Source organism: Aliarcobacter cryaerophilus ATCC 43158, from assembly GCF_003660105.1.
In the GTDB taxonomy this organism is placed as follows: domain Bacteria; phylum Campylobacterota; class Campylobacteria; order Campylobacterales; family Arcobacteraceae; genus Aliarcobacter; species Aliarcobacter cryaerophilus.
This window is the reverse complement of the sequence record NZ_CP032823.1, coordinates 499,416-522,839: the sequence shown is the minus strand read 5'-3', so window position 1 is coordinate 522,839 and position 23,424 is coordinate 499,416. Positions and strand designations below refer to the sequence as shown.

The 23,424-nt window shown below is 26.1% G+C and carries 24 protein-coding genes; 3 read left to right on the top strand and 21 right to left on the bottom strand.

Features of this window, described 5'->3' with window-relative positions; genetic code table 11:
- Positions 1–6: 6 nt before the first annotated feature.
- The 3 genes from ACRYA_RS02550 to ACRYA_RS02540 all read right to left on the bottom strand — a co-directional run bounded on the left by ACRYA_RS02550 (position 7) and on the right by ACRYA_RS02540 (position 5,858).
- Positions 7–825, bottom strand: coding sequence for an alpha/beta hydrolase family protein (locus ACRYA_RS02550; protein WP_228199775.1), 819 nt, complete (start codon positions 823–825; stop codon positions 7–9).
- Positions 815–2,767 carry an ABC transporter substrate-binding protein gene (locus ACRYA_RS02545; protein WP_105916749.1) on the bottom strand — a complete coding sequence of 651 codons (1,953 nt, stop codon included), beginning with the start codon at positions 2,765–2,767 and terminating at the stop codon, positions 815–817. Before ACRYA_RS02545 ends, ACRYA_RS02550 begins: the two co-directional genes overlap by 11 nt.
- A 133-nt stretch (positions 2,768–2,900) precedes the next feature.
- Positions 2,901–5,858: an autotransporter family protein gene (locus ACRYA_RS02540; RefSeq protein WP_105916750.1), complete on the bottom strand. Its 2,958-nt coding sequence runs from the start codon at positions 5,856–5,858 to the stop codon at positions 2,901–2,903.
- Positions 5,859–5,997: 139 nt separating this feature from the next.
- On the opposite strand from ACRYA_RS02540, the gene ACRYA_RS02535 reads away from it, so the two are divergent.
- The gene (locus tag ACRYA_RS02535) at positions 5,998–7,560 is read left to right on the top strand and encodes a transporter substrate-binding domain-containing protein (RefSeq protein ID WP_105916751.1); all 1,563 of its coding nucleotides are present in this window, start codon (positions 5,998–6,000) and stop codon (positions 7,558–7,560) included.
- Positions 7,561–7,607: 47 nt separating this feature from the next.
- The gene (locus ACRYA_RS02530) at positions 7,608–8,294 is read left to right on the top strand and encodes a response regulator transcription factor (RefSeq protein WP_105916752.1); all 687 of its coding nucleotides are present in this window, start codon (positions 7,608–7,610) and stop codon (positions 8,292–8,294) included.
- A 5-nt stretch (positions 8,295–8,299) separates the two neighbouring features.
- On the opposite strand, the gene ACRYA_RS02525 is transcribed toward ACRYA_RS02530, so the two are convergent.
- The 13 genes from ACRYA_RS02525 to hypB all read right to left on the bottom strand — a co-directional run bounded on the left by ACRYA_RS02525 (position 8,300) and on the right by hypB (position 17,278).
- Positions 8,300–8,935: an energy-coupling factor ABC transporter ATP-binding protein gene (locus tag ACRYA_RS02525; RefSeq protein ID WP_105916753.1), complete on the bottom strand. Its 636-nt coding sequence runs from the start codon at positions 8,933–8,935 to the stop codon at positions 8,300–8,302.
- Positions 8,932–9,576: a CbiQ family ECF transporter T component gene (locus ACRYA_RS02520; RefSeq protein ID WP_121443275.1), complete on the bottom strand. Its 645-nt coding sequence runs from the start codon at positions 9,574–9,576 to the stop codon at positions 8,932–8,934. Before ACRYA_RS02520 ends, ACRYA_RS02525 begins: the two co-directional genes overlap by 4 nt.
- Positions 9,573–10,055, bottom strand: coding sequence for a hypothetical protein (locus ACRYA_RS02515; protein WP_105918074.1), 483 nt, complete (start codon positions 10,053–10,055; stop codon positions 9,573–9,575). The genes ACRYA_RS02520 and ACRYA_RS02515 overlap by 4 nt, the downstream gene beginning before the upstream one ends.
- Entirely contained in the window at positions 10,052–10,654 is a 603-nt protein-coding gene (locus ACRYA_RS02510) for a CbiM family transporter (RefSeq protein ID WP_105918073.1), read from the bottom strand. Before ACRYA_RS02510 ends, ACRYA_RS02515 begins: the two co-directional genes overlap by 4 nt.
- A gap of 1 nt (position 10,655) precedes the next feature.
- Complete coding sequence (locus ACRYA_RS02505) at positions 10,656–11,381, bottom strand: DUF4198 domain-containing protein (protein WP_105918072.1); 726 nt, start codon at positions 11,379–11,381, stop codon at positions 10,656–10,658.
- A gap of 91 nt (positions 11,382–11,472) precedes the next feature.
- Positions 11,473–11,814, bottom strand: a complete 342-nt coding sequence (gene hypA / locus ACRYA_RS02500) for a hydrogenase/urease nickel incorporation protein HypA (protein ID WP_105918071.1) — start codon at positions 11,812–11,814, stop codon at positions 11,473–11,475.
- A 104-nt stretch (positions 11,815–11,918) separates the two neighbouring features.
- A complete protein-coding gene (hypE, locus tag ACRYA_RS02495; RefSeq protein WP_105918070.1) occupies positions 11,919–12,917 on the bottom strand; it encodes a hydrogenase expression/formation protein HypE in 999 nt (332 codons plus the stop codon).
- Positions 12,918–13,274 (bottom strand): nucleotide pyrophosphohydrolase, encoded by a 357-nt coding sequence (locus ACRYA_RS02490; protein WP_105918069.1) that lies wholly within the window; start codon positions 13,272–13,274, stop codon positions 12,918–12,920.
- A 9-nt stretch (positions 13,275–13,283) separates the two neighbouring features.
- Positions 13,284–14,132 (bottom strand): NAD(P)-dependent oxidoreductase, encoded by an 849-nt coding sequence (locus ACRYA_RS02485; protein ID WP_105918068.1) that lies wholly within the window; start codon positions 14,130–14,132, stop codon positions 13,284–13,286.
- The gene (locus ACRYA_RS02480; RefSeq protein ID WP_165786107.1) at positions 14,129–14,869 is read right to left on the bottom strand and encodes a pentapeptide repeat-containing protein; all 741 of its coding nucleotides are present in this window, start codon (positions 14,867–14,869) and stop codon (positions 14,129–14,131) included. Before ACRYA_RS02480 ends, ACRYA_RS02485 begins: the two co-directional genes overlap by 4 nt.
- A gap of 201 nt (positions 14,870–15,070) precedes the next feature.
- Positions 15,071–16,195 carry a hydrogenase formation protein HypD gene (gene hypD / locus ACRYA_RS02475; protein ID WP_105918066.1) on the bottom strand — a complete coding sequence of 375 codons (1,125 nt, stop codon included), beginning with the start codon at positions 16,193–16,195 and terminating at the stop codon, positions 15,071–15,073.
- Between the two features lie 4 nt (positions 16,196–16,199).
- Entirely contained in the window at positions 16,200–16,481 is a 282-nt protein-coding gene (locus ACRYA_RS02470) for a HypC/HybG/HupF family hydrogenase formation chaperone (RefSeq protein WP_105918065.1), read from the bottom strand.
- The gene (hypB, locus tag ACRYA_RS02465; protein WP_105918064.1) at positions 16,481–17,278 is read right to left on the bottom strand and encodes a hydrogenase nickel incorporation protein HypB; all 798 of its coding nucleotides are present in this window, start codon (positions 17,276–17,278) and stop codon (positions 16,481–16,483) included. The genes ACRYA_RS02470 and hypB overlap by 1 nt, the downstream gene beginning before the upstream one ends.
- Before the next feature lie 109 nt (positions 17,279–17,387).
- On the opposite strand from hypB, the gene ACRYA_RS02460 reads away from it, so the two are divergent.
- On the top strand, positions 17,388–18,029 hold the full coding sequence (locus ACRYA_RS02460) for a hypothetical protein (protein ID WP_105918063.1): 642 nt from the start codon (positions 17,388–17,390) through the stop codon (positions 18,027–18,029).
- Positions 18,030–18,032: 3 nt separating this feature from the next.
- Here ACRYA_RS02460 and ACRYA_RS02455 read toward each other — a convergent pair whose 3' ends face one another.
- Genes ACRYA_RS02455 through ACRYA_RS02435 form a run of 5 tightly spaced genes read right to left on the bottom strand, consistent with a single transcriptional unit; the run spans position 18,033 to position 23,422 of the window.
- Positions 18,033–18,350 (bottom strand): TFIIB-type zinc ribbon-containing protein, encoded by a 318-nt coding sequence (locus ACRYA_RS02455; RefSeq protein ID WP_105918062.1) that lies wholly within the window; start codon positions 18,348–18,350, stop codon positions 18,033–18,035.
- A gap of 17 nt (positions 18,351–18,367) precedes the next feature.
- The gene (hypF, locus tag ACRYA_RS02450) at positions 18,368–20,596 is read right to left on the bottom strand and encodes a carbamoyltransferase HypF (RefSeq protein WP_228199793.1); all 2,229 of its coding nucleotides are present in this window, start codon (positions 20,594–20,596) and stop codon (positions 18,368–18,370) included.
- A gap of 8 nt (positions 20,597–20,604) precedes the next feature.
- Complete coding sequence (locus ACRYA_RS02445; RefSeq protein WP_105918060.1) at positions 20,605–22,107, bottom strand: Kae1-like domain-containing protein; 1,503 nt, start codon at positions 22,105–22,107, stop codon at positions 20,605–20,607.
- A complete protein-coding gene (locus ACRYA_RS02440; protein WP_105918059.1) occupies positions 22,091–22,678 on the bottom strand; it encodes a HyaD/HybD family hydrogenase maturation endopeptidase in 588 nt (195 codons plus the stop codon). The genes ACRYA_RS02445 and ACRYA_RS02440 overlap by 17 nt, the downstream gene beginning before the upstream one ends.
- Before the next feature lie 42 nt (positions 22,679–22,720).
- A complete protein-coding gene (locus ACRYA_RS02435; protein WP_105918058.1) occupies positions 22,721–23,422 on the bottom strand; it encodes a cytochrome b/b6 domain-containing protein in 702 nt (233 codons plus the stop codon).
- Positions 23,423–23,424 lie beyond the last annotated feature (2 nt).

Below are 23,424 nucleotides of genomic sequence, written 5' to 3'. Positions count from 1 at the left end.
AAACATTTAATACCCTTTATAAATCTTTTCCCAACAGCAACTATGATCAGCTTCATAAATAAAATATTTTATATTTTTTTTATTTTTAAATCTATTTTGATATGAAAAAAATATATCTTTTGGAATAATTTTGTCATTTGAACCTATTAAATGATATTGTTTTATATTTTCTAAATTTTTACTAAAATCTGCTGGATTTAAAGAACCATCTAATTTTGAAATATTTTTTATTTTACTCCACTCTTCTATGTTCAAATTTCCAGCTACTGTTGTAATACTATTTATATCATCTCGAAAAGATGCTAAAAGCGTTACAATTGCTCCTCCACCAGAATATCCAACTAAATCAAACTTAATATTTAGATACTCATTTTTTATCATATTTAAAGCATCTTCATAAGCTTTTATAATTTTTGTATTAAATCTATGACTTGTCCAATATTTTTCTTCACAAGACTCTGAACTTATGTATTGGCAAGGTCTTGCTAAATAAATTTTGCAAGAGCTATTATCCAAAAGCATTAATTTTAAAGCTATCGGATTTATAGGTGTTGGATTTGAAGATACAATATTTCTTGAAATCCAAGATAGACCATCTCCTTCTATATATATTTTTATACTATCTTTACAACTATTTGATATTTTTTGAAAAGAGAATAGATTAAATTGAGTTGTCTTTATATCTTTTTGAATAATATTTTTATCATTTATCAAAGAAAAGGCTAACTCTTTTCTATCATTTAAAGATGGAAGTTTATTTGAGCAACTGCTAAAAAATAAAATAAACACATTAAGTAAAATTATATATATATAATTATTCTTCAAATATATTACTCCTAATTATTGAGTTATCAAAAACTGTAAAACAGTTTTTACCTTTTGTTTTTGATAAATACATAGCTTCGTCTGCTTGTTTTTGTAGCGTTTTAGTATCGACATCATTATCTTTTGAATAAAAACTTATTCCAATACTTGCAGATACTTTCAATTTAATATTCTCATCCAATACTACAATTTTTTCAGCTTCTTGTAACAATCTATCTATTATTTTTTCATAAGGTTCTTTAATTGTACCTATATGAAAAATAAATGCAAACTCATCACCACCTATTCTTGCTATTGTATCTTCGGCTCTTATACAATCTTGAAATCTTAAAGATATCTGTTGTAAAATAGTATCCCCAGCATAGTGACCATAAATATCATTTATAGCTTTGAATCCATCTAAATCTATAATTGCTAATCCAAACATACAAAAATTTCTTTTTGAATATGAATAAACTTTTTGAAGTATATTTTCAAAAAATAGACGATTAGGAAGTTTTGTTAAAAAATCATTATTTGCTTGTAATTTAAGAGTTTGTTCCTCTTCAAATCTTTTTGTAATATCTATAGCCAATGAAACAACTTCAGAACTATTATCAGTAGTTGATTGTAATTTTGTATTGTACCATTCACATATTATTATACTTTTATCTTTTTTACAATTTTTATTTATAAAAATATGAAGTTTATTATCATCAAAAATACTTTTTAGTCTATCATCAAATTTAAATTTTTCATCTTGTGGTATTAAAAAATCTAAAAAACTTTTTCCTAATACTTCATTTGCACTCCAACCAAAAAGCTTCGTAGCTTGTTCATTCCACTCTGTAATAATATAATTTTTTTTCCAAACCAAGCCAGCAGATGCTGAATTTTTAAAAAGTATCTTATGTCTTTTCTCACTTTTTACTAATTTTTTATTTATTTTGTATATATAATAAACAATAGTTAATGCAATCAAAATAGAAATAGAAGAAATAAAAAAATAGATATAAAACCATGTTAAATTTACTTTTTTATTTTCAAGATAAAAAAAATCATCAAATTCTGGTAAATTTTGGACTAATCCTAAATCTTTATAAACTAAAGCTATATTTTCCCATCTACCACGATTTATATGACCTATTTCTACTAAATCATAATTTATAAGTTTACTTAGTGTATTTGCTTCATAAAGAAGGGCTTCTTTTGATTTATTTTGAGTATTATAATATTTTAATATTACATCTACACTCTCTTCTATATTCTCCAAAGCATACTCCCAACCTTTTAAAGTAGCACTTCTAAAAGCTGAAACCGTTTCATAATTATTGTTATAAAATAGTTTAGATGTAAATAAAGTATCTCCATAAAAGTCTAAACCATAATGACGAGGTTCTATAACGCTAAAATCAAATCCTTTTTGTTTCAAAACAAAAGGCTCATTTGAGATATAACCATTAATTGCTTCTACTTTACCTTCAATTAAATTTTCAATATAATTTTTATTTGTTACAAATTTTGCTTTTGATAAATCTATACCCTCTTTTTTTAGCATTGCTTTTAGTTCAATATCTTGATATCCTCCCATAAGAGCAATTTTCCCATCTCTTACTAAATCTACAGGACTTTGAAATTCTTTTTTTGTTAATAAAATATTTGGAGAGTGTTGAAAAATAGCTCCTAAAGTAACTACATCCAATCCTTTCATATAATCAAGAATTAAACTAGAGTTTGAAATACCAAAATCAGCTTTTTTTGATAATACAGCTTTTACAACATCAATATTTTCATCACCTTCTAATAATTTTACTTTAAGGTTAATATCTTCATAAAAACCTTTATGTAAAGCCATGTAATAACCTGCAAATTGAAATTGATGTTTCCAGCGAAGTTGAACTTTTATATCTTTTTGAGCTTGGAGTATTGAAAAAAATATTAAGACAATTAAAATTACTCTCATTTGTAAAAATTACCTTTTACTACATAGAATTAAAAAATCTTGTAAGTATATAAAACTAATATCATTTCTACATCATAATTTTAATAAAGAGAAGTTGGAAAAAAAGATTTACTCTTTAACTCCAACCTTTATTCTAGAATTTCAACACATATTTTGCTGATAATGTATTATTTGAAAAATCACTTCCTTGACCTTGATAATCATAAGATACGTTTATACTATTTGTTTTATTTATATCTAATTCATATCCTATACCAGCTTGATAAGACCATCTTCCATTATCTATTCCATCTGTATCAAATTTTACTCCAGTAGAGCCTTCAAATGCTGATGTTACTGTTTGATTTTTACCTTCTAAATCATAACCTACATTTACATTTGCTAATATTTTTGAATCATCTGTTAATTTATAGTGAGCAATAGTTCCTAATCCTACAATTAAATCTTTTGATGTAAATTTATCTACACTTAAATTTAATGCTCCTGCTCCATTTTCTTTATATGATGGGTTTGTAAAGTGTCTATATGTTGTTTCAACTATTGGTTGCAATAGTAAATTATCAGTTACTTGTACATCTCTCATTAATTTTAAATCTAAAGATGCTGTTTTACTTGTATATTCAGATGTTGCTGTATCACCTGTGAATATTTCTCTATTTCCATCTGTTTTTTGCCAAGAGTAACCAAGCTGATACAAGAAGTTTATTTTATCATCAATTATTGGCACATTTCCATATAGTAAAGTTGTAAATACATCAAGATCTGCTTTTTGATTTACATTATTTACATCTACTTTAGCATTTGTATAGAATAATCCAAATCCTATATTTTGATTATCTTTATACTCTCCATCAAGACCTAAACCAAATCCACCAGCTTTTACATCAAATCCTCTAATTCCATCTTTATCCTTTTGAGAACCTAATGAACCAAAAGGTTTAAACCAGAAGTTTTTTTGTGAAAACATTGTATCTCCTGAATTCAAACCACTACCAGAAATATTTGCATTTTGTCTTTGAGTTACTATTCCTGCTATTCCATTTGATATTTGTGTTGTAGCCCCAACTGCTGCTGTTGGTGTTAATGCTGTTGTACTTTGAACTGCATTAGCAACTGCTTGATCTGTTGTTAGGTTATTAAAAGCACTTTGTATTGCAGGATTATTATTATAAACATTTTGTAGTGCAGCAGCAGCTCTTTGTGAATTTTGGTTTCCACCTCCACCAACAGTACTATCTATTATATTATTTTCAGAAGCTTTAACTATATCTAAATGAATTGCTCCACTTCCTCCATTTGTCCAACTATTATTTGTTACATAATTGAAATTTAGAAGTGCTGAATTATCTGTTACATTTAGTTTTCCATCTATTGTTAGATTATTACTTGCTTTTACTACATTTTCAAGTCTTTTTCCAGCTAATAATGCTTGATTTGTAGAAGCACTTAAAACATTTACATTTAAAGTTGAACCACTATTAAAAACTGCGTTTTGTGTTTCCAATTTAGAATATGTAGTGTTATTTAAAGTTCCATCAGTTAGTACTCCAATTTTTAAAATACCATTTGCTTCATTGGTGAAGTTTTTGACATATCCACCAGCTTCTCCATCATTGTTATAATGAGGAAGTTCTATTAAACCACTGTTTGTTAGTGTTCCACTAACATTAAGATTTCCTTTTAAAGTACCTCTATTTATAGCTGTTACATCACCTAAACTATATAAAGAAAGCGAATAAGCATTGAGTCCAAGTTGACCATTATGATAGGCTTCAATAACTCCATTTGCTTCATTGATAAATTCAAAATTATTATTTCTATTTGTATTTAGCTGAACTCCATAAGCTTCTGCGTAATTAGCAGAAGAGATAGTTTTTGCACTTATTTTTCCTGTATTTGTAACACTTGTAGGCATCTCCCAATCTTCTTCTAATCCCAAAGAAATACCTGCAGCTTTAGTAGATGATACATTTCCTCTTTTACCATAAGCTTCAACCAAAATATCACCATTGTTTGTAATTGTAGAATCAGATGCTGATGCTTTAATACCATACGCTTCACCAAAAGAGTAATCAATATCTTGTGCATTTGCAACGACTTTAATAGTTCCATCGTTTGTAATATGTGAATTATTGATAAGTGTTCCAAAATTCATACCATAAACCAGCGATTTAGCTTCCGTATCGCCTATATTTGATTGGGCTTTCACATCAATAGTACCTGTGTTTGAATAATGAGAACCAAGAGCTTGGTTAATATCAATACCATAAGAGTAAGCATAAGAATAATATCCATTGACAGCATTTGAGCGAATCGTCATTGTTCCATCATTGGTTATCTGAGGGGCATCAAAAGAGTTTTCAGATTTACCACCTATATAGATTCCTTTACTTGTTACAGTGTCTTCATCTATTGCATTTACATTTAAAATGCCATTGTTTTTAATATTTGAGCCTAATAAATCTGTATTTATTTTTATACCAAAAGAGTCTTTGATTGAAGAAGCATTGATTACTCCATTGTTTATAATTTCAGCTGAATTAGCTGTTCCCCCATCTGTTAATGAATTTGCGTAAATTCCCCATGAAAAAGAGTTCATTCCTGAAGTAGATGAAGCAGTGATAGTTCCACCAACTTTATTTTCTATTGTTCCTTTATCAAGTAGTGTAGAGATATTTATACCAGCAGCACCACCATTAGCTTCAGTGCTTGAGATAGTACCAAAGTTATTAATAGCTCCAAAAATTGTTTGATTTGAAAAAACTGCACTTGCACCAGATCCATTTACAACTGATATTGTCCCATAATTGTCAAGTTTTTTATCAGATACTAAAGGTTTTGTATTAATATTAATAGCAGTCACACCACCTGAAACTGAAATTGATCCAGTAGATGTAATTATGGTATCTTCAACATCTCCATTAATATAATTGTATGTAGAATTTAAAGGTGAAGATATTACATTTGCAGCATTAGCAATATTTACGATACTTCCAATTAAAATTGTGCTAATAACTAATGAAACTTTCCCACCTTTTAAGATTCTAAATCTTGATTTATAATCAATATTATCTATATACCTGCTAAACATTTTTTCTCCTCAAAAAAATTAAATTATGAAAGTATATAAAACCAATATCATTTCAATATCATATTGCTAACTTTTTTAATTATTTTTTTATTTTAATTTTATTTGTGTAAAATAATAAAAAATCAAATTTTGGAACAAAATGAAAAGAGTGCTATTTTTATTAATATTTGTTTTATTAGGCTCTATCTTTTCAAATGAGATAGAACTAGAGGAAGAAGAAAAAGAGTATTTAAATAATAAAAAAATTATAAAAATGTGTGTTGATCCAGATTGGTTTCCCTTTGAAATAATAAATCAAGATAATGTTCATGAAGGAATTTCAGCAGATTTAATAAAAATAATAAAAGATAAACTAAATCTAAATATAGAACTAATACCAACTAAAAACTGGGATGAAAGTATAGAATTTTCAAAAAATAAGAAATGTGATATTTTAAGTTTTTTAAATGAAACTCCTAAAAGAAAAGAGTGGTTAGTTTTTACAAAACCAATTTTTACTGATCAAAATGTACTTATAGGAAGAGCTGAAAGAAAATATATAGAAGATATTTCAAAAGAGAATTTATCTATTGCACTTCCTAGACAAACAGCAATGAGTGAAAGATTTGCAAATGATTTCCCAAATCTAATAATTATTCCAACATCAACAGAAGATGAAGCCTTTAAACTTGTAGAAGAGTATAAAGCTGATTTAACTTTGCGTTCTTTGATAATTACAGCATATACTATTAAAAAAAATGGATTGTTTAATCTAAAAATTGTTGGTGAACCAAAAGATTATGAAAACTATCTTAGAATTGGGGTACGAAATGATGAACCTATTTTAAAAGATATTTTAAATAAAGCAATTGTAAAAATAACCAAAAAAGATGTAGATAATATTGTAAATAAATATGTAACAGTGGTTGTAAATAAAACAACAACACTTACTACAGCTTTTTGGGTATTAGGTATATTCATAATAATTATTCTTATAATTTTATTATGGAACTATCTTTTAAACAAAAAAGTGAAAATAGAACTCAAAAAAAATGAAGAACAACAACTAAAACTAATTGAACAAAAAAGAAAAGCTCAAATAGGAGAGCTTTTGGGAAATATATCACATCAATGGAGAAATGGATTAGCTCAAATATCATCTTTAAATTTAGAGATGATTTTAATGTATCAATTAAATAAAAATTTACAACAAAATAGTGAATTTTACCAAAGATTAAAAGATACAGAAAATTCTATAAAATTTATGGTTGAAACTATGAATACATTTTTAGGATACTACAAAGAGGAAAAAAATCATAAAGAATTTGAAATTAAAGAGAATATTGAAGATGTTTTAAAATTAATCGATATTGAAATAAAAAATTCAAACTTAAATATTAAAATTATAAAAAAATTTAATCTTAAAATAACAGCTAATAACAACGAATGGATGCATATTTGGCTAAATTTAATTACAAACACTATAAAAGCATCAAAAAATCAAAACATAACTCCTAAGATAAAAATAACTATAAATGAAAATAGTATTATCTACACAGATAACTGTAAAGGATTAGAAGAAAAAACTATAAAAGAGATTAAAAATAATAAACAAGAGGGATTAGGTCTTAAAATGACTAAAAAGATTTTAGAAAAAAATAGCTGGTTTTTTAGTATTGAAAATATTGATAATGGTTTAAAAATCATATTTTATAAAAAATAGTGAGAAAATATATTATTATTCTAAAATTTAATTAAGAGGAAAAAACATTGTTTAAAAATTTAACTATTTTAAAAAATTTAACTGTTCTTTATGCTGAAGATGATTTAGTAATTCAAGATAGTATTTCAAGAATTTTAAGAATGTTTTTCAAAGATGTAATTATTGCAAGTGATGGAAAAGAGGCTATTGAAATTTACAATAGTAGAAAAATTGATATTTTAATTTTAGATTATGTGATGCCAAATTTAAATGGATATGAAACTGCAAAAACTGTTAGAGAAAATAATAAAAAAATTCCAATTTTAATCACAAGCGCATATACTGATAAAGAGAAACTGCTAAATGCTATTGAGCTAAATCTAATAAAATATATTGAGAAACCTATTTTATATGATGATTTAATAAAAGTTTTTGAAAATATAATTAAATACATGCAAGAAAATAATTTACTACAAATAAAACTAGATGAAAATATTTACTACTCATTTGTTAATAAAAATATTATAAAAAATACAGAAGAGATTACTCTTACAAAAAATGAGGTTTTATTTTTAGAACTTCTTTTAGAAAAACCAAATCATTTAATTTCAAAATATATAATAGAAAATATTGTTTTTAAAGCTAGTGTAGATGAAAATACTCTTAGAAATATGGTTTATAGACTTAGAAAAAAAATTAATACAGATATTATTACTACAATCAAAGATTTAGGATATTTAATCAAGATTAAATAATTTAATTATAAAGAATTTAAATTATAAATCTTAGAAACTACTCTTTCAATGAAAGATTTATGATGAGAAACTATTATCATAGATTTATCTATATTACTTAAAATATCTAAAATTGTATTTTCACTCTCTTCATCTAGTGCATTTGTTGGTTCATCTAAAAGTAGAATTTTCGGCTCTTTTACTAAAATCGCAGCAAGTGCGACAATTTTTTGTTCACCACCACTAAGCTCATAAATAACCCTATTTTCTAAATGTAATATATTAAGATTTTTTAAAATCTCTTTACTTTTAGTATAAGCATCTTTTTTTTCAATTCCTAAAGTTTGTAACGAAAACATTATATCTTCAATCACAGTAATACATAGAAAAAAACTACTCACATCTTGTGGCAAATATCCTATATCATCTCTAAACTTTTCAAAATCTTTTTTACTTTTTATCAAATTATGAAATAGCTTAATTTCACCAAATGAAGGTTCAATTAATCCTGCCATAATCTTTAAAAGTGTTGATTTTCCAACTCCATTTGCTCCAACAATCGCAATTTTTTCTTTATGCCCTAAATCAATATTTATATCTTTAAATAATAGTTTTTCTTCTTTTACATAAGAAATATTTTTTAAATTTAATGAACAACTCATAAAAAAACCTTTAAGATAAAAATAAAGAATATCAAAAATAGTAAAACAATATCATATAAATATATTTTAGAATCATAATTCAAAAATATCTGCTCTTTGAAACCTCGAAGCAAAAGAGTATCTTTTAAATTATTTGATTTTAAAATCATCTTCAAAAATAGTATTCCAAATATATTTCCATATGTTTTATAAGTAAATATATCTGTTTTTGCTTTAAAATTTCTCGCTTTCAAAGATAATTTAATATTCTTTAATTCTAAATTTAGTTCAAAAATAAGTTTTACTGTGAAATATAAAGCCGATATAAATTTTTGTGGAAATCTTAGTATCATAAATCCCTTTACAATATCAAAACCATGTGAAGAAGAGAACAATAAAAGATTAAATAAAATAATCAAATTTATCTTAAAAAATAGATTTATTGCTTGATTAAAGTCTGTTTCAAAATAGAAAAAGAGTACTAAAAAAACTATAAAAAAGTTTAATAATAGTAGTTTTTTTAAAATTATTAAAATATATTTTAGATTTAAAAATATCAAAAAAACCACAGGAATAATAAAAATTACTTCTAAATTTGAAAAACTTAAAAGTAAACTAAAAACAATAGCACTAATAAGTCCAATAGCTGGATTTAAACTCAACTTTTAGCTCTTTTTAGAACTATAAAAATTAAAATAATTAAAATTAGACCAAAAACTATTTTGAAAATTTCAAAGTAATTTAATTGTTCTTCTAAAACATTTATTTGATTTTTAAGTACTCTATTTTCTTCTAATAATCTCTCTATCTCTTTATCTATTTTTTCTGTTTGTATTATTTTTTCTTCATTTTTTTGCTCTTGAAGTTTTATTTTTTTACTTACACTGTGACCACTTCCAGCATCTACAATAACTTTTAAATCATTTACAGATGTTTTATAGCTGTACTCACCTTTTTCATCTAAAATATCTTCAAAAATTACTTTTTCATTTGATTCTATTTTAAATTTACAATTCATACATGGTTTAGCATTTGCAAAATATGAATTTATATAAAGATTATCATCTTTTAAGTCTAAAAATAGATTTACTTTATGAGCAAATAAAAATATTGGTAAAACTAAAATTAAAAAAAATCTCATATATTTAATCCTTTTAATAAACTAGGCATTGTTCTTTTAATATATAAAAATAAAAAGAGTGTAACTAAACCTTCTAAAATCATAGTAGGTATATTTGCAAGAATAATAGTATAAGAAAGTTTTTCATACTCATCTTTTGAAAATATAAGATGTATAAATAAAATAAAAGTGGATATAAAAACCCCACTAAATCCAATTAAAAAAAACTTTATCTTTTCATTTAAAGCTCTTAAAAAATTTAATTTAAAAATAATATATACCAAATATGAAGCTAATCCCATAATTAATATATTTACTCCAATAGAACTAACTCCACCAAATCCTAAAAGTAAAGCTTGTAAAATAAGTGCTAAAGATACAGAAAATATTGCAACACTTCCTAAAAATATTCCAATAAATCCTAAAAGCATGAGATGAATTTGTGTTGGTCCAAATGGTATATGAATAAATGAAGCTACAAAAAAAAGAGCACTAAATGCCGATGCTAAAACTATCTTTTCATTATTTAAACTTCTAAAAGAGTAAGCAAAAAAACCAAAAGCTACAATAGTCGAAACTACTGTAACTTCTAAACTTAAAACACCATCACTAATATGCATTTTAGTAAGCTTTTAACCAAAATAATGCACCATTTTCAATAGGATATTTTTTACCATTTAGCTCTTTTTCTCCCTCAAGAATAAGTGCAGCAAATCCCCACCAACCTTTGTGATTCATCACAAAAGAGAAAACTCCATTTTTATCTGTTTTTACACTTTGAGTAATATGTGAAGAGCTTGGTGCTTCTAAACCAAACTCATTATAAAGTTCAACTTCTACTTCAACATTTGCTTGTGGTTTTCCATCTTTTAAAACAACACCTTGAAAAATATTTCCAGAATAAAGAGCAAAAGGTTTTGTAAGTGGAACTATCTCATATTTTAAACCAATTGGTTCATCCCATCCATCTTCAACACCAAATGCACTAACTATAACTTTTGGTACATGGCTTATAAATAAACCTTCTGACTCTTCAAAATATGGCTCTGGTTGTACAAAAAACTTATAAACTCCAGGTTTATTTATTGAATATGAAGTTTCCCAAGCTTTGTTATCAAATTTTTTTGTCTCTTTTAAAGGCAGAGAGTTTTTAGTGTTATTTACAAAAATACCTTTTGGCTTCTCCATATTCATACCACTTTGTTCAAAAGGGTGAATAAACATAGCATCTATTTTGATATTTGAATTTTTTTTATCTTCAATATTATCACTAGTTGGAAGAAGAGTTAAAAAATGTGCATTTGCAAAAAGTGCCATTAATGCTAAAGCTGAAATTACTTTTTTCATAAAAATTCCTTATTTTATTTTGTGAAATTATAATTATCTTTAGTTTATGTAAAATAAAATTTACTATTTCTTATATAAATTTAGAACCATATTATTCAAATTCTAAACTCATAAGATACATATCTTCTCCATCAGTTACTTTTAAATCAACACTTTGGCATTTTGGACAAGCAAATTCATTTTTTTGTAAAGTTGAATTAGTATTACATTTATTACAAAAAATCTCTATTTGTTGAACATTTATTATAAATTGTGTATCATTACAAACTGTTTGTTCTTTAAATGTATCAAAAGCTGTTTGAAGAAGCTCTGGCTCAACTCCGCTTAAAACTCCAATTTTTACAACTACTTTTGTAACTTTTTTTGCATCATTTTCTCTTGCGTGTTCTTCACAACTTTCTAACAGTGATTGAACAATACTATATTCGTGCATATTAGTTTCCTTTTTAATATTAAGTCTTCTTTTTTAACAAAGAAATAAATTCTGTTAAAAAGAAGCAAAAACTCTAAAGAGTGCAACTAGTTGCACTGAGTTTATCAACAAATTCTTGGAAGCAGTTCACCAGTTGGTGTATCTAAAAATCTTTTTGTTCCCCAAGAACTATTTAAAATAACTTTTTGTGGATATTGTTGAGTCACTTTTCCTATGATACAAGCGTTTGAAGCTTCTGGAAATTTATGTAAAATCTCTATCGCTTTGGCTACATCTTCTTTTTTTATTGCAAGTAGAAATGTTCCTTCATTTGCTAAATTTGTAGCTTCAAATCCTAACATCTCACAAATTCCTTTTACCTCATCACTTACTGGAATATTCTCTTCTTCTACTTCAATACAGATATTTGATTGTTTTGCCCACTCATTTAAAACAGCACTTACTCCTCCTCTTGTAGCATCTCTAAGAGCTGTTATTTTAACACTTGCGTCAATTAAAGCTTTTACTTGAGGATATAAAGAGGTACAATCACTTTTTAAATTTGAGTGCATATCCATACCTTCTCGTGCAGTAAAAATAGTAGCTCCATGAGCTCCAATGTCACGGTTTACAAGTATCAAGTCATCTTGCGTAATATTGTTTGAGCTTATTCCACTATAAAGTATCTCTCCAATACCAGTAGTATTTATAAAAATCTTATCAACACTTCCCTTTGGCACTACCTTTGTATCTCCACTTACAACAATAGCTTCATTTTTAGCTAACTCTTCTTTCATAGAGTTTACTATAAGTTCAAGTTGCTCAACTTCAAACCCTTCTTCTATAATAACTGAACAAGTAAGATATTTTGGCTTTGCTCCCATCATTGCTAAATCATTGCAAGTTCCACAAATAGCTAGTTTTCCGATATTTGCTCCATTGAAAAAAAGAGGACTTACGGTAAAAGAGTCTGTACTAAAGGCTAATTTTCCATTTTCTATAACTGCTGCATCTTCACTTTTTTCAAGTATCTCATTTTTAAAAGCTTCATAAAAAACCTCTTTTATCAACTCGTTATTTTCTGCTCCACCGTTTCCATGTGATAGTGTTATTGTTTTTGTCATTTATTTATCTTCCCTACTTTTACTATACTTTTTACTTCCACCTTGAGATGTTTCAACTGGATATTTTTTTTCATTTTTTATAATCTTATTCATAATGGCTTCTTCAAGGTTAATGTCAAGTTTCATACAGATTCTAAGAAGATAAATAGCAATATCTGCAACCTCTTCTTTTGCATGTTCTTTTACATCATCAGGTAAATTAATAGACTCTTCAAAGTTTAGCCATTGAAAAATTTCATTTAGCTCACCTACTTCGCCATTTAATGCCATAACTAAATTTTTTGGATTATGAAAACTTTCCCAATTTCTATCATCACTAAACTTTTGTATTCTTTGTTTTATTTTTTCTATATCCATCAAAAACCTTTATTCATAATATTTACAAATAGCTTGTGTTCCTAAATCACCATCACCATTTCTTTCGAGTGTTTCATACATATGTAATACATCTTTTAATACTTCTAAATTTGGCATCTCTTCTGATGCTATTTTTAAATCTTTTACCATATGTTTTATATAAAAACCTGGATCAAACTCTCTTTTATACATTTTAGGAGCATTGTTTGTAAGATGAAAACTTTGAGCTGATCCATTACTAATACTTGCTAACATAGTTGGTATATCAAGCCCCATTTTTTTACCATAAGCAATAGCTTCACTAACTCCTGCCATAACTCCTGCAATTGCTATTTGATTTGCCATTTTAGTATGTTGTCCACTACCTGAGCCTCCAGCATAAACGATAGTTTTTCCCATCGCCTCAAATAGTTTTTTACAAGCTTCAAAATCATCTTGCTCTCCTCCTACCATAATAGATAAAGTTGCATTTTTTGCTCCGACATCTCCACCTGAAACTGGTGCATCTAAAGCTTTTAGATTTTTCTTTTTTGCAACTTCATGAATTTTTACAGATAATGTTGGAGTTGTAGTTGTCATATCTATTAAGTATGAATTTTGTGAAGCAGAGTTTATAATCCCATCTTGTGAAAAATATAATTCCTCTACATCTTTTGGATAACCAACTATTGTGATAATCGCATCTTTGTTTTGTACACACTCTTTAATACTTTCACAAAAAATAGCACCCTCCTTTATAGTCTCTTCTACTTTTGATTTATTTCTTGCATAAATGCTTACTTCAAATCCATTTTTTAGCAAATTTGAAACCATAAATTTTCCAATAACTCCAACACCGATAAATCCTATTTTTTTCATTTTTTACTCTCAATATTTATTTCATTTATGTCTTTAATAATTTCTGGATCTGGATTAGTATTATTTTTAATTAAATCAACATTTTTACAACTAATAAATTTACATGTATTACATTCCATATCAATCAATTTTAAATTATTAAAATCAATTTGTTCAAATACACAACTTTTAAATTTAGTTTTTTCAAAATTCGCATTATGAAAATCTATTGATTTAAAATGGCACGATAAAAAACCACTATTAGATAAATTAGCATTTTTCATATCACATTCTGAGAAGTGTATATCCAAAAAATTTAAATTATTCATAAACTTACTATCTCTTAAATTACAATTTTGAAAAACTACTTTTTCAATCACAGTTCCATAGTCAAAAATATTTTTAATATGTTTTTGGTGAATGTTATTAAATACTGAAAGTTGTAAGTTACATTTTTTAAATTTTGTACCATATAATAAAGATTCTTTAAAATCAAAACCATTAAACGAATTTTTACTAAAAGGTACTTCTTCAAAATAACAATTTGATAAATCAATATCTGTTTTATTAAATTTATGAAGTCTTTTTATTAATCCAAATACTCTATAACTTGCTTCTTTTTCATTCCATCCACAATAATCTTCTAATTCTTCTAAATAACGAGTTATCGTTTCCTTTTTTTTCCAAAATATTTCATATATTGTTATAGCTATACCAAAAAGGAATATATCAGCTATAACACCAAAAGCTTCAATCATAATTCCCTGAGGTACATCACTATAATTAGAATAATTACGAACAAAAGTAAATTGTATTAATATAACAATAAATAAAACAAAGCAAAAAAAATATACTTTTTTAGATTCTATTGAATTATCCTCACTAAACATTTAAACTTTCCACTTTTAGTATATTTTCCTTTATTTCATTAATTATTAAACCACAATAGTTTTCATATTTTACAACAAATTCCCATACTTATAATAAGCACTACAAGCACCCTCGCTACTTACCATACAAGAGCCAATAGGATTTGATGGAGTACATACATTTCCAAAGATTTTACAATCTGTTGGTTTTGCAACTCCTTTTAAAATCTCAGGACATCTACATGCCTTATTATCTTTTACTTCTTTGGTTGGTAGAATTTCTTTATATACTATTTTGGCATTGTAGTTATCATATTCATTTTTTAGTTCATATCCGCTATTTTGAACCTCACCTATTCCTCTAAATTTAAAAGGAACTTTTTTGAAGTATTTGTTTATTAACTCTTGGGCTTTTAGGTTTCCCTCATATGAAACAAGTCGTTTGTACTCTACTTCTAAATCAGCTCTTTTTTCTTTGAACTGTTTTACTATCATAGAAAGTGATTGCATAACATCTACTGGTTCAAATCCACTCACAACTACTGGTTTATTATAATCTCTTGGAAACTCTTCATAAATTTTACTTCCACTTATGACACTTACATGAGATGGTCCTAAAAAGGCATCAATTTTGCAGTTCTCATCTTGAACTAAAACTTGCATTACTTCTGGAACTGTAATATGGTTTATATGAAATAATATATTTTTTATGTCGTTTTTGATTACTTGCTCTAGTAATGCACAAGTCATTGGCGTTGTTGTTTCAAATCCTATGGCAAAAAATACTACTGTTTTATTTGGATTCTCATTTGCTATTTTTATACACTCCATTGGAGAATAAACAAATCTTACATCTGCCCCTTGACTTCTTGCATTTTGTAAACTTCCATTACTTCCTGGAACTTTTATCATATCTCCTAAAGTTACAAGTATTACATTCTCTTGTAAACTCAAAGCGTATGCACTATCAATTCTCTCTTTTGGCATAACACAAACAGGACAACCAGGTCCGTGGATGAAATTGATTTTTTTATTTATTAGTTGTGGGATTCCATACTTCATAATAGTGTGAGTATGTCCACCACACACTTCCATGATATTTATGATTCCATCATAATCTTTTAAGTCTTCATCAATGATTTGTTTAAATGCTTTTATAGTTTTAGCATCTCTAAAACCATCGTATAAATCTTTTAGTTGTAGTTTTTCTTCCATGGTATTATCTATTTAGGCAATTTTCAGATTGTTCAATTGCTTCTAATCTATCTTGTTCTTCCATCTTTTCTATTATCTCTTGGTAAACTTTGAGTGATTCTAAGGCATCTTCTTCATCTATTTTATTCATAGCAAAACCAATATGAATTAATACATAATCGCCAACTACTACATCTTGGTCTATTAAATCTAAACTAGCACTCCTTTCAACTCCCATAGTATCAACCACACAACTGTTCATTTCAGTGTCTATACTTTTTATTTTTGAAGGAATTGATAAACACATTATCTCATTCTCCTTTTGAAATTAATCCAATCAATTACACTTTGAAGTGATTGTTTATCTTTTATATTTACTTCTAATATATCAACATTTGGTTTTAGTTTTCTAGCTTCTGCTTTCTCTTTTTCAATATCATACTCAAAATAAGGAAGTAAATCTGTTTTTGTAATAAGGATTAAATCAGCACATCTAAACATAACTGGATATTTTGCAATTTTATCCTCCCCTTCTGGAACAGAAACTAAAACAATATTCAAGTGAGTTCCCACATCATAAGAAGCAGGACAAACTAGATTTCCAACATTTTCCACAAAACAAACATCAATATCAGCAAGTTTAATATCATGTAAACCTTTATGAACCATAAAAGCATCTAAATGACATGCACTTCCTGTTTGGATTTGAACAGCATTTATTCCTTTTGCTTTTAATCTATCTGCATCCCTTGAAGTTTCTAAATCACCTTCAACTACTGCAAATTTAAAATCTACCATATCAACTAGATTTTCTAAAAGTGTAGTTTTCCCACTTCCTGGACTTGACATTAAATTTATTCCTAAAACTTTGTGTTGATCAAAATGAGCTCTATTATGTGTTGCTTCATGGTCATTTTTATCTAAAATCTTTTGAATTACTGATATAGTTTTTGAATCATTTAGTAAAGGATTAGTCTTTAAATTGTCATTTATAGGTTTAAACATAGTTCTGTTTTCATGATTATGGTGAGTATGTCCATGCTCATGGCTATGATTATGGTTGTGTTCCATTCCAGCTATTGTACATCCGCAGTCTTTACACATATTATTCTTCCCTTTTATTTTTCACAAGTCTAGCCCATTTCCTTTTAAAACTATTTGATATATTATAAACACCTATATGTTTTTAGAACAAATTTGTTAAAATCTATTCATGATATGCCCAAACTGTAAAAATAAAGATTTTTATACTCTTGCAAATGATTATATAAAATGTAAAAAATGTGCCAAAAAACTATCTTTAAAAAAGATTGAAAAAGATATTTTAATAATTCAAAAATTCTGTGAAAATAAGAGTGCTTTTGAAGTTTCAAATGAATTAAAATTAAATTATAAAACCGTAAAAGATAGGTTTGATGTTTTAAGACAAAAAATTGCAATTTACTCTGAAGATATTTATAACTCATCAATTAAAGATAATACTGAGTATGAAGAGTTTTATTACCTAAAAGAGAGAGAAAAAGTAAAGAAGAAAAAGAGTCTTAGTGAAGCTATAAATATTATTGGTTTTTATTCAAATCAGAAAGTTTACACACTTTTAATGCCAAAAATAGGTAATCGAGCATTTGATGTAGAAGATGGATTTATTCAATATTTAAGTTGGTATAAAATTCATTCTCAAAATGCACATCAAACAAAATTAAATAGATTTTGGAAGTTTTTAGAGAAAAATTTAAAAAAACACAAAGGTGTTTATGAAGATAATTTTTTTTACTATTTAAAAGAGTATGAATTTAAATTTAACTATAAAAAGTCTGAACAGCTAGAGATTTTAAAATCTCTTAGCTTTCTATAAAAATTAAAAATCAAAGTCAAAAATTTCAGATAAAAATCCCTCTTTTTTCTTTTTGTATGGAGCTTGTTGGCTTTTATCATAAGAGTTATATTGTTGGTAATTGTTATGTTTATTATATGAATTTCTATCATCATTTTTAGCATAACTTGCATGGTTATTTGATTGTTGATTATGTGACTGATAAGTTGAACTTTTCTCAATAATCTTATCCAACTCACCTCTATCAAGCCAAACTCCTCTACACGATGGACAATAATCAATTTCAACACCTTGTCTTTCGCTCATTACTAAATCTATATCTTTGCAAACTGGACATTTCATTATAAAACCTCTTTTATTTAATTTTCTAATTGGAAATATACTTGACCTAAACTTATAGATTCATCATTTGGACTATATTTTTCTCCTAAATAAACCTTTCTATTAATTTTTTGAAATCTTTTTAATAAAATCTCCACCAAAGTTTTATTTTGAAAAACTCCACCACTTAAAACTATAGGTAAATCTTTGTGTAAATTTGATATCTCAAGAACAATATTTGCAACTGTATTTATAAACTTTGAAGCAACGATTCTTTTATCTTTTTCTTTTAAAATCTCTTTTATCATTTTTGAAAAATCAATAGTATTATTGATAATCTCGTAAGAAAAAAACTCTTTTATATTTTCATCATATAAATTTTCTATATAAAGACCAGTTTGTCCTTCAAATTCTTGAATATGAAGAATATTAGCAAGTGAGCAAACTGCATCAAATAATCTTCCAAAAGAGCTACAAAGAGGTGAATTTAAATTCTTTTGCCAAAGAGTATATAGAATTTTTATCTCTGATTTTTCAAATGAGTTTAAAAAATCTAAAGGTAAATCTAAAATCTCTTCTAGAGTAAAATTATCAAAAAGTAAAGATAAAGCAACTCTTTTGGGCTCTTTTATTGCTAATTCTGCCCCTAAAAGTTTAAAATATTTTAGGTGATAAGCTCTTTTGTACTCTTTTTTATTTGCAATAAAAACTTCACCACCCCAAATATTTTTATCATCTCCATATCCTGTCCCATCAAAAACAAATGCCAAAACATCATCTTTTAAAGAATTTTCTGCTAAAACTGCTAAAACATGGGCATAGTGATGTTGAATTTGAACTAACTCTAAATTTGGATTTTTATCCAAAAGCCAAAAAGCGAATTTAGTACTCTCATATTTTGGATGCTTATCACAAACTATAATTTCAGGTACAAAATCATAAAAAGAGAGCAAATTTTCTACTGTTTTTTTATAGTTTTCTATAGAAGCAATAGAGTCTAAATCTCCTAAATATGGAGTTGTAATAATCTTATTATCAAAAGCTATACTAAAAGTTGATTTTTGATTTGCTCCTAAACTTAAAATTTTTTTACTAAATTTTCCAGCAACTTTTAAACTATTAGGAGCATATCCTCTACTATTTCTAAGTTTTATAATTTTTTCATTTACAACCTGTACTATTGAATCATCACAACTATTTAATATTTCTCTATTATAATCAAGTATAAAATCAACTAAATTATTTAGTTTTAAAAAAATATCCTCTTTTGTTGTAATTATTGGTTCACCATTTAAATTTGCGCTAGTTGCGATAATTGGCTTAGATAAGTTTTCAAATAAAAGATAGTGTAAAGCACTATTTGGTAAAAAACAACCAATTTTTTTTATATTTGGTGCTACAAAATTTGATATATTTTGATTTTCTTTTTTTTCTAATAAAACTATTGGTCTTTGTTTTGAAGTTAGAATATTTTCTTCTATTTGTGAATATTTTGTATATTCTTTTAAAATATTTGTATCTTTAAACATAACAGCAAAAGGTTTTGTAGCTCTTTTTTTAAACTCTCTTAATTTAATTATAGTTTTATCGTTTGAGGCATCACAAATTATGTGAAATCCCCCCATACTTTTTATAGCTAAAATTTTTCCATCATTTATATATTTTGAAGCTAAATTTATGGCGTCTATTTTTGAAGCAATTAAGGTTTGTTTACTATCATATAAAAAAGTTGTTGGTCCACAATCTTCACAAGATATTGCTTGTGCATGATATCTTCTATTTGTTGGATTTTCAAACTCATTTTGGCACTTTTTACAAAGAGAAAAATCTTTTAAAGAAGTATTAATTCTATCATATGGAACAGTTTTTATTATAGAGTATCTAGGTCCACAGTTCGTACAATTTGTCAAAGAGTAACGATATCTAAAATTGTTTTTATCAAAAATATCATCTATACAATCTTTACAAATAGCTATATCAGGAGGAATTGTAGTTGTTTTATTATCACAACTATTACTATTTTCTATTTTGAATTCAAAAAATTGTTTATTTGAATCTTCTATTTTGATATCTTCAATAACTACAAGAGGTGGCGGATTATTTTTTAACTCTTCTAAAAAACTAGAAATATCATTAGTTTTTCCAGATACTTCTATATTTACTCCAATATTATCATTATTTACATAGCCATAAAGATTGTATTTTATTGCTAGATTATATACAAAAGGTCGAAATCCAACACCTTGTACAGTTCCGTAAACTTTTATTTTTTTACTTATATGTAATCCATTGCATACTCTGTTGGTAAAATTAGATTATATTTTTTGTTAAGTTCTTTATAAACTTTATGAAAAACTTGTCTATTTGAAAAGATATCTCCACATAAAACTATATCTTTTACATCTATTTTTCTTGCTATTTCCCTTAAATAATCTATTATAAATTCTCCTAAAAATTCATAAAAAGAGAAACTAAGTGTCTCATTATCAACATTTGCCATTTTATATGACATTACAGATTGAATAGTTTTTCTATAATCTAAATAGTTTTTATTGTCAATTTTAATTAATTTCATATCAATTTGTAAAGCATCCACATATCCACTATTTAGTGCCAAATCTTCAAAATCTTTTACTGATTGTATATTTAAAAGTTTTGCAATAGCTTCTATAATAGTTGAAAATCCATTGTTATTTGAAAGTTTTATCTCTTTTGTATAAAGATACTTTTTTGAAAAATTATCCACTAATCTTTTACAATTTTCATCGATCAAAGATATATCTTCTAAAATTTGATTCATATTAGATTCAATATCAGGAATATATATTACTCTTTTTTCTTCTTCATTTAAAACTTTTATATCCACAAAACTATTTTTAGAATTTAATGAAAAATATACTCCAATAGAGTTTTTATCTAAAAGGTTATTCTCATGTAAACATGCATTATAAACATTTAAAAAAGAGTTCAAATATTCACTACTTGAATTAAATATCAAATCTTTTTTATAATCATATTTGGGATATAAAGTTTTATCATCACTAATAATAAGATTTAGTCCCTCAAAACTACAAGCTTTTAACTCATCTTTTTTATTTACATATAAAATATAATTAATATTTTGCTCTTTTAATGCTTTTGATAGCTCAACCTCTTTTGAAGAGTTTACAAGCCTTGTAAAAATATATCCACTATTTGAAATATTTTCATCTATATTTTTTAATTTCAATTTAACCAAAGGTCTCTCTATTGAACATAAAAGATTTATTTCAGACTCTTCTACTATAAATAGATCTGTTAAGACTTGGCTGTTTGTAACTATTAATTTAACTTCATAATTTTCTTTTTCAAAGTTTTCTTTTAAATTTTTATTTGGTAAAAAGAGATTTAATTCTTCAAATTCAACAACCAAATATTTATTTAAATTAACAATTTGTCTTAAAAAATCGAAATTAGAATTTTCTAAGATATCTTTAACTTTTGTATTTGTTAAAATCTCAAAATTCTCTTTTATATTTTTATCTTCTAACTCTTTAATCTCTTCATTAAAATCATCTATTAAATATGATTTTTTCAAAAACATAGAGTAAGGAAGATTTGTTTCTAAATTTAAAAAAAACTTTTCAATATTTTCAAGCTCATCATCAATAAATATTAAAATAAATCCAACATATTGTTTTGTATTTGCATCTATATTTGAGTTTTTTATCAACTCATCTATTAATCTTTTAAAATAAAAAGAAGTTGAGTTGTACTCTATTTTATAGATTAACTTCATGCGTAAAATCCTCTTCATTTGGGATTCTATTTAAATGAGAGCCATTGTAGCTTCCAATTAAACTTTTTACAATATCAGGAACAGCAATATCTGATTTTTTTGTAAGTTTAAACCCTAAACTTTCTATCTCTTTTATAGAAGTTTCTATAAAAAATGGAAATCTTTCTTCCATAAGTTTTGTAAGTCCTATTTCAACACTTTGTATATCTTGTGGAACTATTCCAATTATTGTAACATTTGCATGAGAATCTAAAACTGAAACAATTTCAAGCATCTCTACAATCTCTACTTCATGTGCTGTTTTTCTATATTTACCAAGTCCTAATAAAACATCACTAGGAAGCCTAAATATACTTCCAGCTTCATCATCAATAGACACAGTATCTAAAATAATGACATTTTTATACTCTTGAAAATATGCCATTAGTTTAAATCCTAATGTTCCACCATCAATAATCTCTAAATCTTCATCAAACTCATAATTTTGTTTGATATACTCACTAGTATAAATTCCTATACCCTCATCTTTAAAGAGCATATTTCCCACGCCTATAATAATTGTATCTTTCATATAAATATTTAAAAGGTTTAGAAGGCAAAGCCTTTTAAACCCCTATTTCTCCTCTTCTTTTACAAACTTACTTCCACCAAACACAATAGCAATATCACCCTCTTTCCAGAAGATTGTTCTCCAAATTTGATAATAAATATGAAACATTACCCAAACAAGTATAAAATACATACTATAATGATGAGCAATTCTAACTCCCATATTTCCACCAAAAACATATAAAGTCCAATCTGTAAACAAATGAAGCATTGCTGGCCACCAAGCTCCAATAGAGCTATGTCCAGATGCTAATCCATGAACATAAAGTTGAAGTCCAGTAAATAGCATAAACACTAAAAGTAGATGAAATATTGTAAAAAATACAATATTAAAACTATCGCTATGGCTTGAATCAAAATTTTTTCTTCTATTAAGTGTTATTAAATTTAATAATACTTCAAAAAATTCAACAATATTTTTCTTATTAGGAATTAGTTTTTTATAAGGCTTCTCAAATCTTGAAAAGAAATATAAATATCCAACCAAAATAGCTGTTACATCAAATATAATAGCAACTATAAAGTGTGCCCATCTATTCCATGCCATAACATATTTATCAACAGCAGGATCTGCTATAAATGTTTGATAATATGGATGACCAATATATAAGCCTGTGATTACAGCTGTTATCATACTAAAAAATGTAACCCAGTGAACTATTCTCATAGTTCCTGTCATTCTTTTTATTTCTATATTTTTTGACATGG